At 65.2% G+C, this 11203-nt stretch carries 14 protein-coding genes; 7 read left to right on the top strand and 7 right to left on the bottom strand.

Going from position 1 to position 11203, the window contains the following annotated elements; translation table 11 throughout:
- Positions 1 to 29: 29 nt before the first annotated feature.
- From NYE40_RS02490 to NYE40_RS02465, 6 genes are all read right to left on the bottom strand, one after another.
- Positions 30 to 929 carry a carbohydrate ABC transporter permease gene (locus NYE40_RS02490; RefSeq protein WP_028599433.1) on the bottom strand — a complete coding sequence of 300 codons (900 nt, stop codon included), beginning with the start codon at positions 927 to 929 and terminating at the stop codon, positions 30 to 32.
- Positions 930 to 946: 17 nt separating this feature from the next.
- Entirely contained in the window at positions 947 to 1858 is a 912-nt protein-coding gene (locus NYE40_RS02485) for an ABC transporter permease subunit (protein WP_043111471.1), read from the bottom strand.
- 283 nt (positions 1859 to 2141) lie between these two features.
- Entirely contained in the window at positions 2142 to 3143 is a 1002-nt protein-coding gene (locus NYE40_RS02480) for a helix-turn-helix domain-containing protein (RefSeq protein ID WP_339279254.1), read from the bottom strand.
- 138 nt (positions 3144 to 3281) lie between these two features.
- Positions 3282 to 4133: a hypothetical protein gene (locus tag NYE40_RS02475; RefSeq protein WP_339279253.1), complete on the bottom strand. Its 852-nt coding sequence runs from the start codon at positions 4131 to 4133 to the stop codon at positions 3282 to 3284.
- On the bottom strand, positions 4067 to 4354 hold the full coding sequence (locus NYE40_RS02470; protein ID WP_339279252.1) for a hypothetical protein: 288 nt from the start codon (positions 4352 to 4354) through the stop codon (positions 4067 to 4069). The genes NYE40_RS02475 and NYE40_RS02470 overlap by 67 nt, the downstream gene beginning before the upstream one ends.
- Positions 4355 to 4434: 80 nt before the next feature.
- Positions 4435 to 4839 carry a hypothetical protein gene (locus NYE40_RS02465; protein WP_339279251.1) on the bottom strand — a complete coding sequence of 135 codons (405 nt, stop codon included), beginning with the start codon at positions 4837 to 4839 and terminating at the stop codon, positions 4435 to 4437.
- A 345-nt stretch (positions 4840 to 5184) separates the two neighbouring features.
- On the opposite strand from NYE40_RS02465, the gene NYE40_RS02460 reads away from it, so the two are divergent.
- The 3 genes from NYE40_RS02460 to NYE40_RS02450 all read left to right on the top strand — a co-directional run bounded on the left by NYE40_RS02460 (position 5185) and on the right by NYE40_RS02450 (position 8698).
- Positions 5185 to 5913, top strand: a complete 729-nt coding sequence (locus tag NYE40_RS02460) for a futalosine hydrolase (protein WP_339279250.1) — start codon at positions 5185 to 5187, stop codon at positions 5911 to 5913.
- 2 nt (positions 5914 to 5915) lie between these two features.
- On the top strand, positions 5916 to 6929 hold the full coding sequence (locus tag NYE40_RS02455; RefSeq protein ID WP_339280006.1) for a 1,4-dihydroxy-6-naphthoate synthase: 1014 nt from the start codon (positions 5916 to 5918) through the stop codon (positions 6927 to 6929).
- A 602-nt stretch (positions 6930 to 7531) separates the two neighbouring features.
- Positions 7532 to 8698, top strand: a complete 1167-nt coding sequence (locus NYE40_RS02450; RefSeq protein ID WP_339279249.1) for a cation diffusion facilitator family transporter — start codon at positions 7532 to 7534, stop codon at positions 8696 to 8698.
- A gap of 110 nt (positions 8699 to 8808) precedes the next feature.
- Here the strand turns inward: NYE40_RS02450 and NYE40_RS02445 are convergent, their stop codons facing one another.
- Positions 8809 to 9033, bottom strand: a complete 225-nt coding sequence (locus tag NYE40_RS02445) for a hypothetical protein (RefSeq protein WP_339279248.1) — start codon at positions 9031 to 9033, stop codon at positions 8809 to 8811.
- Positions 9034 to 9181: 148 nt separating this feature from the next.
- Between NYE40_RS02445 and NYE40_RS02440 the strand changes: the two genes are divergently transcribed.
- From NYE40_RS02440 to NYE40_RS02425, 4 genes are all read left to right on the top strand, one after another.
- A complete protein-coding gene (locus tag NYE40_RS02440) occupies positions 9182 to 9589 on the top strand; it encodes a VOC family protein (RefSeq protein ID WP_339279247.1) in 408 nt (135 codons plus the stop codon).
- A 21-nt stretch (positions 9590 to 9610) separates the two neighbouring features.
- Positions 9611 to 10003 (top strand): hypothetical protein, encoded by a 393-nt coding sequence (locus NYE40_RS02435; protein ID WP_339279246.1) that lies wholly within the window; start codon positions 9611 to 9613, stop codon positions 10001 to 10003.
- Between the two features lie 211 nt (positions 10004 to 10214).
- Positions 10215 to 10826 carry a copper amine oxidase N-terminal domain-containing protein gene (locus tag NYE40_RS02430; protein WP_339279245.1) on the top strand — a complete coding sequence of 204 codons (612 nt, stop codon included), beginning with the start codon at positions 10215 to 10217 and terminating at the stop codon, positions 10824 to 10826.
- A gap of 68 nt (positions 10827 to 10894) precedes the next feature.
- Positions 10895 to 11113 (top strand): hypothetical protein, encoded by a 219-nt coding sequence (locus NYE40_RS02425; RefSeq protein WP_028599425.1) that lies wholly within the window; start codon positions 10895 to 10897, stop codon positions 11111 to 11113.
- Positions 11114 to 11203 lie beyond the last annotated feature (90 nt).

Genomic DNA, 11203 nt, shown 5'->3' with positions numbered 1-11203 from the left:
AGCATCACCTCCTTGAAGCCGCGCGCCGGTCAGCCCTTCAGCGAGCCGACCATGACGCCCTTGGCGAAATGCTTCTGCACGAACGGATACAGAACCAGCACCGGCACGCTGGCGACGACGATGAGCGCATACTTCAGCGCCTGCTCAAAGCCCTGGTCGCGCATCCCCTTGGTCGTATTGGCCAGCATTTCCGGATCCGACGCGTTCAGGATGAGCAGGTTGCGCAGCACGTACTGCAGCGGGAACAGATGCTCCGACCGCAGGTAGATGAGCGCGTCGAAATAGGCGTTCCAGTGGCCGACCGCATACATGAGCGTGAGCACGGCGAGGATCGGCTTGGACAGCGGCAGCACGACGCTCCACAGGTAGCGGATATCGCGGCAGCCGTCGATCTCGGCGGCTTCCTGCAGCTCGGCCGGAATCGACGTCTGGAAGAAGGTGCGGGCGACGATGACCTGGAATACCGAGAACACGCCCGGCAGCCACATCGCCCAGCGGGTATCGAGCAGATGCAGCTCCTTCACGAGCAGATAGGTGGGAATGAGGCCGCCGCTGAAAAACATCGTCGTCATCATCAGCACCATGAAGAAGCCTCTTCCGGCCAGGCGCCGCTGCGACAGCGGAAAGGCCATGAGCACCGTGAACGCCACGTTCAGGAACGTGCCGACGACGGTGTAGACGATGCTGTTCCAGTAGCCGAGCATGAGCTGCGAGCTCTGGAAGATCGAGGCATAGGCCCGCAGCGAAAAGTCGACCGGCAGCAGCCACACCTGTCCGGAGACGACCGCTCGCGGAGAGCTGAAGGACGAGCTTACGATGTAGAGCAGCGGATAGGCGACGGCGACGGCGACAAGAGCGAGAGCCGCGTAGATGGCGGCGACGAGCATGCGGTCGCCGATCGGCTCCTTGATGCGCCGGGAGCGGAGCATGGGCATCCTCCCTTCTTTTACCACAGGCTGTTCTGCGACACCCTGCGGGAGATCGTGTTGACCGCGACGAGCAGGATGAGGTTGATGACGGAATTGAACAGGCCGACGGCGGACGAGAAGCTGAAGTTCGCCCCGAGCAGGCCGACCTTGTACACATAGGTCGCGATGACTTCGGAGGTGGCGACGTTGAGCGGGTTCTGCATGAGGTAGATCTTCTCGAAGCCGACGCCCATGATGTTGCCGAGGCTCAGGATGAGCAGGATGACGGTGATCGGCACGAGCGCGGGCAGGTCGATGTGGAGCATCTTGCGCAGCCTCGACGCGCCGTCCATCCTCGCCGCCTCGTACAGCGACGGATCGACGCCGGCCAGCGCCGCCATATAGATGATCGAGGCGTAGCCCATCTCCTGCCAGACGCCGGACCAGACGTAGATGGACTTGAAGAAGCCCGGCTCGCCCATGAAGTTGGGCGCGGTCCAGCCGAACAGGCCGTACAGCCGGTCGGCGATGCCCACATGCGGCGAGAGCATCAGGATGAGGATCGAGACCATGACGACGGTGGAGATGAAATGCGGCGCGTAGGTGACGAGCTGCACCGATCGCTTGAACAGTCCGGTCCGCACCTCGTTCAGCGCCAGCGCCAGCAGGATCGGCACCGGGAAGCCCGCTGCGAGCGAGTACAGGCTGATGAGCAGCGTGTTCTGGATGAGGATCGGAAAGTTCGGCGAGCGGAACAGCGCCTCGAAATGCTTGAGGCCGACCCATGGGCTCCCGAGGATGCCCTGGACGATGTTGAAATCCTTGAAGGCGATCAGGACGCCGAACATCGGAACGTACTTGAAGACGATCAGATACAGGACAGGCAGCAGCAGCAGCACGTACAGCTCCCAGCTGCGCTTGACCCTTGTCCATGCATGAGCCATAGGCATCTCCTTTCGCAACCGCTTGGATGGGACCGGCTCGGCCCGGGCGGCCGGCGTCGCTGATTCGATGGTAGCCCGCCCGCCTCCGCAGCCGCAATGCGTAAGATTCGTTGACTTCACGATTTTCTCCGCGCCGTTTCGGGCCGAAACGGCCGCCATTCCGATCCGGTCGCAGCCGTCTCTGTGACGTCCGCGTCATATTATCTGACCCGATCGGCGAGCGGAATAGAAAAAAGCCTTGCCTGCGCCAAATGGCGTAGGCAAGGCCGGAAGGCCGGAAGGCTGCGGATCACCCGGCGCTCGGTCGCGGCGCCCGCTTGCGGAAATCGCTCGGCGACATGCCGGTATGGTTCTTGAACGCGCGGTTGAAGGAATTGTAGTTGTAATACCCGATGTGCCGGCTGATCTCCTGCAGCGACAGCGACGGTTCGCCGAGCATGCGCTTCGCCTGCTCCATCCGAAGCCCCATCAGGAAGTCGATGAAGTTTTCGCCGAACTGCTCCTTGAACAGCTTGCTGATCGTCTTGGGATGGATGGAGAAGCGATCGCCGAAATAGTCCAGCGACAGCTCCGGGCTGCCGAAGTTCTCCTCCATGTAAGCCCGGATCTGAGCGATCTCGCTGCGGGCCGACTGCGAGTCGCGCAGCTCGCTCATCCGCGCGTCCATCCGCTCCAGCGCGCCGAGGCAGCCTGCCTCCAGCTCGTCCAGCGCCTCCCACTCCCGGTCGAGGGCGAGCAGCTCCGCCTCCGCCTCCTTCCACGCCGTCCAGTACTCCTTGGCCAGCTCCAGGAACATCCGATCCATCTGCTGGTACAGCACCTGCTGCAGGCTCTCGATCTCCTGACGCGAGAAGCAGGACTGGCGGATCTGCGCGTACAGGCTGCGCAGCCGCTCCCTCCAGCCGGGGTCGCCCGTGCGGAACGCCTGGGCGAGCTGCTGGATCGTGCCGAAATGGTCATGCAGCGGACTGCCGCCGCTGCCGAGACGATCCGGCGTGATGACCTCGCCCGTGCCGAGCGCGGCCTTGTAGGCCAGCAGGCTGGCGGCGATGTCCGCCGAGCGGCGGATCTCCTCGAGCGGTCCGGCCGGACCGTGCAGCGCCATCGTGGCGCCGAACGCCAGATTGTCGCGGATCCAGTCCGACGCCTCGGCGGCCAGCCGCCTCGCCTCGTCCAGCCCCGCCTCCGGCGGCAGCCAGACGATCGCGCTCATGCGCCGGTCTCCCGTCCATTCCGCCCAAGCCGCTCCGCCGCCGCCCTGCACCGTCTCCGTTACGACGCTTGCGAGCACGAACTTGAGCATCGCCTGGTCGTGGGCGCTGTAGGCTCGGGAAAAAGCGGCATGGCGGTCGATCTCCAGCGTCCACGCAAACGCCGTCCGCCCGCGGGGCTCGAAGCCAAGACGCTCCAGATCGGACTCCCACTCGGCCTAGGAGATCGGAGCGCCGCCCGTCAGCGCCTCCAGAAAGCGATGCCGCTTGCGCAGCAGCCGGTTCTCCGTATCCTGCTGCTTGGAGCGCTTCATCTCCTCCATCAGCTGCTCCAGCGACAGGCGGATGAAGCCGAGCTCGTTGCGATCGGCTCCCGGGCCGTCCTGCGGTACGAGCGAGCTGGATCGGATCAGCGAGACGAGCTGGCTGATCGGCCGGTAATTGCGGCGGGTGACATGCACGACCCAGGCGATGCCGAGCAGGACGGCGCCCAGCGCCAGCACGAGCCAGACGCTGTACAGGTCGAGCGTCAGCTTCAGCCCTTTGCCCGTCGGGCCGCTGGAAACCGTCCAGCCTGTGTACGGCGAGACATACTGGGCCAGAACGAGCTCGCCGCCGTCCAGCCTCGGCCCGATCGCAGGCTGGCCGCTGCGGTCGGACATGGCGATGAACGTCTGGCCGGGGTCGTACATGGAAGCCAGCTCCTGCCCCAGCTTGGACAAGCTGACGTTTACGACGACGTAGCCCGTCTTGGCGCTGGAAAAGCCCGGGTAGGCCCGCACGATCGTCATCACCTCCGCCGGCTTGGACATGGCATACGGCTGGAACGAGCGCTTGTCGCTCCATTGGCCGATCGGCCGCTCCCCGTCGAGATAGGATCGGAGGAAGGCGGCGTCGCGGAACGGCTCGGTCTTGAGCGAGCCGTCGCCGAAGACAAAGCCGTCGCGGGGGCGGTACAAATAAATGGAGTCGATGGCGGGATTGCCGAACGCCCATGAGTCCATCAGCCGGTCCGCCTGCAGGTTGACGAAGACGTCCTCCGCCTCCGCCCGGTAGAAGTCCTTGAGCACGGCGGAGCCGAGGATGTCCTGCAGGATGCGGTAGTCATGGCGCGCAACGAGTTGTCGGCATGGCGGATCGCCTGCTGCACGAGGAAGTCGTTCGCCTTGGCCGCTTCCTTGCGGCTCTGCTCGTTCAGAGCTTGAAAAAAGACGACGAACAGGATCGACACGACGATGAAAAAAGCGGGAAGGTACGAGAGCAGAAGCTTGCGGAACCAGCTGCTTTTCATCAAGATCCTCCCTTCAGCCATGGTAGACGAAGCCCGAAGCGGCCCTACGGCGCGGCGCTTGCGCGATTGGCGGCCGTTATTCAGACGCGAAGGCGCAGCATAGGCGCGATCGGAGCGGGACGGTCCGCGGCGGGTTCGGTTGCGGGGCGCGCGGATGCGGCGGCGGATTCGGTTGCAGGGGTCGCCGAGGCGGCGGTGGCTGCGGCTGCGGCCGCTTCGGTTGCAGGGGTCGCCGAGGCGGCGGATTCGGTTGCGGCGGATTCGGTTGCGGCGGATTCGATTGCGGGGGTCGCCGAGGCGGCGTCAGCTTCGGATGCGGCGGCTCCGGTTGCGGGGGTCGCCGATTCGGCGGCGGACTCGGCCGCGACGGCTTCGGGTGCGGGGCTCTCCGGGGCGGCGGCGGCTTCGGGTGCGGCGGCGAACTCGGCTGCGGCAGGACGAGGCCCGCCGGGGCTTTCTAGGCTTCGCTTTGCTTTTTTCTCCATGCTAACCTATCCTCCTCTCTCAGGCTACCATACGCAGGAAGACGAGCTTTGCCAATTCTCAACATTCGCCGACTTCACGATTTTCCCCGCCGCTGATCCGGCCTCCGCCGCAGCCCGCTTTTTCGCCGGTGATGCGGCATGCTCCCCCGCTTCGCCCCCTCTCCCTTGCGCCGCGCCGCCTCCCACGCGCTCACGCCGTTTTCCGTCCTGACGCGCGGCTTCCTTGAATCCGGCAGCCCGCAGGAGTATCGTTAGAGGAAGCAGCCGAACCTGCCCCGGCCTCGCCGCGCCCATGCGGCCCGAGGACCGGCAGGCGGCACATCCGAGGAAAGAGGTCCATTCCGAATGAAAAAACGTATCCTGCCCGACCCGCCCGCCTATGTCCTGATCGTCGCCGCCGTCGAAGCAGAGCGGGATGCCGTCGTGCGGGGCCTGATGAAGGCTTGCCCCGAAGAAAGCTGCGGCGAGGCGGAAGGCCCCCTGCGCCGGGTCGGGCGCTACATCGTCGTCGCCGGCGGCGTCGGCCCGGCCGCTGCGGCAGCCAGCACGGCGCTGGCGATCGCCGGCGGGCCGCCGCTGCGCTATGTCGTCAGCGCCGGCATCGGCGGCGGCTTCCCCGGAGCCGCGCCGGTCGGCTCCGTCGTCGTCGCGACCGAGATCGTATGCGCCGATCTCGGAGCGGAGACCGCGCAGGGCTTCGCCAGCGTGGACGAGCTCGGCTTCGGCTCGTGGCGCGTGAAGACGGACCCCGAAGTCGCCGAGGCGCTGGCCGAGGCGCTGCGGCAGGCCGGCATGGCCGCGACAGCGGCGCCGGTGCTGACGCTGTCCACGGTGACGGGCAGCGGAGAGACGGCCGCCGAGCTGCTGCGCCGGGTGCCCGGCGCGGCGGCGGAGGCGATGGAAGGCTACGGCGCGGCGCTCGCCGCCTCGATGCACGGCATCGAGGCGATGGAGGTCCGCGCCATCTCGAACGCGGTCGGTCCGCGCGACCGCGACGCCTGGCGCATCGGCGACGCGCTGGCGGCGCTGGAGCGGACGGCCGCGATTTTGCCGGAGGTGCTGAACATCCGATGAAGATGAAAATCGCTTATTCTCCTTGTCCCAACGATACCTTCGTGTTCCATGCCTGGGCGCACGGCCTGATCGCGGGCGCGCCCGAGCTCGACGTGACGTACGCCGACATCGACGTCACCAACGGCTGGGCCGCTCGCGGCGAAGGACCCGAGGTCATGAAGATCTCGTATGCCGCTCTCCCCTACGTGCTGGACCGCTACGCCCTCATCCCATGCGGCGGCGCGCTCGGCCGCGGCTGCGGCCCGCTCGTTCTGACGGCCGGCGGCGGCCGGATCGCTGCGGAGCGGGCGGAAGTTGGCGGCGCTGCGGAGCCGACCGCAGGGACCGATCGGCGAGAAGCCGGAAATGCCGCGGCGAGCTCGCAAGGCGGCAGCGGCGCAGCGGCCCGCCCGTCGGCCGACGCGTCAGCCGGAGCGGCTCGCTCCCATGTCGGCGCTGCTGCGCCGGGCATGGACCCGTCCTGGCTGAGCGGCCGGACGGTCGCCGTGCCGAGCGACCGCTCCACGGCGTACCTGCTGTTCCGGCTGTGGACGGCGCAGCAGATCGCCGGCGAGCCGCCGCGCATCGTCGTCCTGCCTTTTCACGAAATCATGCCCGCCGTCCGAGACGGCCGCGTCGATGCGGGCCTCGTCATCCACGAGGCGCGCTTCACCTATCCCGACTACGGCCTGACGCTCATGGCCGACATGGGCGTCTGGTGGGAGGCCGACACCGGCCTGCCGATTCCGCTCGGCGCGATCATCGCCCGCCGCGGCATGGACGTCGAGTCGCTGGCCCGTTGGACGCGCGCCTCGGTCGAATACGCTTGGGCGCATCCGGACGAATCGGCGGGCTATGTACGCGAGCACGCCCAAGAGATGTCGCCGGACGTCGCGCGTTCCCACATCGCGCTTTACGTCAACGAGTTCACGCGGTCGCTCGGCGAGGACGGGCTGGCCGCCGTCCAGTCGCTGCTCGGCCGCGCCGCCCGCGAGGGCCTCGTCCCCGACTTCGACCCGGCGCTGCTGCGGAGCTAGGCGCGGCGCGAATGTCCCGGTGCGGAGCCTTTGCGGGAATGGCGCTGCGGTCCTCCAGGCCATACGAGCAATTAGCCTCGAACAGCTGCGATCCGCCCTGATTCGCAGCTTGGATCGGGGCTTTTTTGCAGCTATTCGAGCGATAAACCATGCCGGCCTCTTCGTCGCGCTTCGTCCCGATCGCGTGCATCGCACCTTCGCTCCAGCGGAAGGCGCTCCGTTTTGCAAGCGGCTTCTCCGGTCGATACATGACGGCTGCTGACGACGAATCAGATCGTTAGCAGCCCTAAATGGGGCAGCTTCAATATCTAACGACGCGCGAGGAGCTTAGCGATGCCAAAACGCCGGAAAAACATGCGGAAAGAGGCGAATTGCTAGTCTAAGCGTCTGAGGAGTCGTTCGAGTTTTGGAGACGCGAAAAAAGGGCGGCTAAGCGTCTGAGGAGTCGTTGGCATCGAATGGGAAGCGCATGGTTCTCCAGGCGAGCGCCGTTCTCGACTCTCTATTCAGCCTCCCTCACGGCTTGACATGACGAGGCGGCTCAACTAAACTCAATATATGAACAAATGCTCATATATTATCATGGGATAAGGGGGCTCTTTATGAGTCATGAACCGGATCTAAGGCGCAGAGTTGGAAAGGACACGCCTCCATTCGAAAGCACGCGCAGCCTTGGGCAGGCAGAGCCAGGGCAAACCCACAACCATGACCACCTCAGCCGCTCCCACGACGGACACAGCCACGCCCGCTCTGCCCATAGCCGCTCCCACGACGGACACAGCCATTCCCATTCTGCCCATAGCCACTCCGGCAACGGACACAGCCATTCCTACGCGGGCCATAGCCACTCCCACAATCACGGCCACTCCCACGCCGGGCACGGTCATTTCCACGGAGGCGGGAGCGGCAACAAGCGCGGGCTGCTCATCGCCCTCCTCATTACGACCGGCATCATGGTGCTGGAGTTCGTCGGCGGCCTGGCGACGGGCAGCCTGGCGCTGCTGTCCGACAGCGGACATATGCTCAGCGACGCCGGCGCGCTGCTGCTGAGCCTCGTCGCCGTCGGCTTCGCCGCCCGCCCGTCCTCGCCGAAGCGCACGTTCGGCTTCCGCCGGTTCGAGACTCTGGCCGCCTTGTTCAACGGCGCGACGCTGATCGCCATCGCGATCTTCATTGTCGTCGAGGCTTGGGGCCGATTCTGGGAGCCGCCGACGGTCGCCAGCCGCTCGATGCTGCTGATCGCCGCGGTCGGGCTGCTCGCCAATCTCGCCAGCGCCTGGTTCCTGATGCGCCAGGGCGACGTGAAGGGCAACGTCAACCTGAAGAGCGCCTATCTGCATGTGCTCGGCGACGCTCTCGGCTCGGTCGGCGCGATCGCGGCCGGGGCGCTGATGTGGGCGTTCGGCTGGTACTGGGCCGATCCGGCGATCTCCGTGCTCGTGTCGCTGCTGATCGTAAAAAGCGCCTGGGGCATGCTCAGAAGCACCGTCCATATCCTCATGGAAGGCGCTCCCGAGACGGTGGATACGCAGCGGGTGCAGCTCGAGCTGGAGTCGCTGCCCGGCGTCATCGACGTGCATGATCTCCATGTCTGGACGATCACCTCCGGCTTCGACGCCATGACCTGCCATCTGCTCGTCGAGGACGACGCCGACAGCCGCCGCGTCCTGCAGCAGGCGATCACCCTCCTGCGGGACGGGCACGGCATCCGCCACTGCACGATCCAGATCGAGGATTCCAGCGTCCGGCACGAAGAGCTGGGCTGCTGATCGCTCCGGCATTCGCCCCGAGCCCAGCCGCGAGGCCCCTTTCCTTGCCGTTCCACGCCAAAAAGCCCATCCCGGCGATCCTCTCGCGGGATGGGCTTTTAACTATCGTTTCATTGCGCGGTTATGAACTGAATGACGCCGATTGAAAACAAAAATAGAATGAGAACAGCCGCGACGACGCCGAAGCCGGTCAGAAAGCTTTTGCCGAACCCTTTCTCCTTTGCCACAGCAGGCGCATATCTCCGCTCCGACGGCCCTCGACCTACCGCCCGCTCCCGCTCCTCCAGCTCCTCGACCCGCCGCTTCAAGTCCTGCACTTCCCGCTCCAGATCCATAGATGCATCCCTCCTCGCCATACCCTATCACAGTTCATCCGGATTTTGGAAGATCACAGAAACCTTTCCATTCCCTTTACGTCTAAAGGAAAGGAAAATAAGAGCCCCGCTCCTCAGGCTCCACTACAGCGCCAAGGAGAGAGAATCCATGCTGCATCACATCGAGCTATATGTCTCCGATCTGCAAAAGTCCGCTTCTTTCTGGGGCTGGTTCCTCGGCGAGCTCGGGTACGAGCCCTTTCAGGAATGGCCGGAGGGCCGCAGCTGGAAGCACGGCTCGACCTACCTCGTGTTCGTGCAGGCCAAAGAGAAATACTTGGACGTGCCGTACCACCGTGCCCGGGTCGGACTGAACCATCTCGCTTTCCACGCCGCCTCGCGCGAGCAGGTGGACCGGATGACGGGCGAGGTCCGCGCCAGAGGAATGAACCTGCTCTATGAAGACCGCCATCCCCATGCGGGCGGGGCGGGGACGTACATCCTCTTTTTCGAGGATCCGGACCGGATCAAGGTCGAGCTCGTCGCGCCGGCCGAGGAGCAGAGACTGCCCGAATGACCGATCAAAGGAGATGAGCTTATGAACCCTGTCCGCCATGCTCATGCAAAAGCCCGCCTCGGAACGAGGCGCGCCGGCCGCAGCGCGCTCGGCATGCTGCTCGCCGGGCTCCTGCTGTCCGGCTCGGCGACGACGCCCGCAGCGGCTGCCGAGCCGGCTGCTTCACCAGCGCCAGCGACCTCCTTCAAGGAGCGGGCCGCTTCCTGCGGGCCAAGCACGCTGAAGTCGGTGCTAATCGGCGGGGCGAGCGGCGTCGACGACCAGTTGTACGGAGCCCGCAAGGAGGATTCTGCGCGGATCAAAAAGGTTTGCGGGATGGTGCAAGCCTTTGCGAAGAAAGGCAAGCCCGTCAAGGCTTTCGATGCTACGCCCTACAGCTTCTTCTATGGGCTCAGCCTGACCTTCTCCAACTAAGGGCGATGCCTCCATCTTCGGCTCGACCGGCGGCCTGTACCTGGAATCCGGCTCCACCTTCCTGCAGCTTGACGACATCAGCGTGTCGAAAGACTACAGCTCGCTGTTCGTCAGGAATGAGGAAATCGCCGAGATTCCCGCGACCGCTCGCTTCGGAGAGAAGATTCGGCTGAAAGGACATGATCCGCTCCTTTTCTCCCCGGAGCTCTTTGTGTATTGGACGCCGAATGCCGAAACCTATGCCTCCTCCTCGGATTCATCCGGTTATCCCTATGACCACTCCCTGCTGATCGGCACAGGCACGCAGCAATTCGGCTACTACGACTTCTCCATCACGCTGCCCGCCTATGGCAAAGCAAAGGATGGAACGATGAAATTCCTTGAATCAAAAGGTTCTCTCAGCCTATACGTCGCCTATGGAGGCAATGGCAGCCGAACGTTAGGGGAGATGTCGCTGCTCCCCGCCGACGAGCCGTTCCTGTCCGTGGACGGCAAGCCCGCGCTGGACGCTGCGCTGCGCCCCATCCTGCGCGAAGGGCGCGCCCTGCTGCCGCTGCGCTCCATCGCCAAGCTCGCCGGCAAGTCCGTCGTCTGGGACAAGGCGTCGTGGAGCGCGCTCATCCGCTCCGAGCCGCCCGCTCCGCGCACCGGCGCCTACTCCTTCCCGCAGCTGTGGATCGACGGCAAGCTCGCCGCTCCGGAGCTGCAGCCGATTCTGCGCGACGGGCTGACCTACGTGCCGATCCGTGCGCTGACCGCGGCGTTCGGCATCTCCGTCTCCTGGAATGCGGCCAGCCGCAGCGTCGATATCGAGCTGCCCTGAGCTATGGTATAATGGCCGGAGCCAAGCCCGATCCGGGCCATCCCCCTTTGCAAAGGAGCGCCGCCGCCATGGCCTATATCCGACCTCTCCATACCGATGCCGACTTCCAGGAAGCGCTCGACGAGCGCATCCCGGTCCGCGTCTTCCGCGACGACCATATGGTCGAGTCCGGCAGCTGCATTGTGCGCTTCGACGAGCGCACCGTCGTGCTGCAATCGGGCGTCGCCGATCTCGCCTACCACGCGCGGGCGCAATGCGAGTTTTTCGAGCTGCGCAAAAAAAGCTGAACCCGCCCGGGCCAGGCGCGCGGCGGAACTCCCGCATGCGCGGTCCAGATTTAAATCAAGCAAAAAAAGCCTGCCGCTTCGGCAGGCTTT

The organism is Paenibacillus sp. FSL W8-1187 (assembly GCF_037965485.1).
Classification (GTDB): domain Bacteria; phylum Bacillota; class Bacilli; order Paenibacillales; family Paenibacillaceae; genus Paenibacillus_O; species Paenibacillus_O pasadenensis.
The sequence above is the reverse complement of the archived record's forward strand: the minus strand, read 5'-3'. Positions and strand labels throughout refer to the sequence as shown.